General features: G+C 72.0%; 1 pseudogene. It reads left to right on the top strand.

Annotated features, from left to right (window positions below):
• A pseudogene (locus ACZ3HG_RS23845) lies at nucleotides 1–268 on the top strand (hypothetical protein); the annotation flags it as partial.

Below are 268 nucleotides of genomic sequence, written 5' to 3'. Positions count from 1 at the left end.
GGTCGACAAGCCCGGAGGCATCACCAGCCATGACGTCGTGGCCCGCGCCCGGCGTGCCCTCGGCACCCGCAAGATCGGGCACGCGGGGACCCTCGACCCGATGGCCACGGGCCTGCTCGTGCTGGGCGTCGAGGGCGCGACGCGCCTGCTCACCTACATCGTGGGCGCTGACAAGACCTACGAGGCAACGATCCTCCTCGGTGTCTCGACCGACAGCGACGACGCCGACGGGACGGAGACGGGACGGGCGGATGCCACGGCCGTCGAC

Source organism: Erwinia sp. PME.40.26/001, from assembly GCF_055556675.1.
The sequence above is the reverse complement of the archived record's forward strand: the minus strand, read 5'-3'. Positions and strand labels throughout refer to the sequence as shown.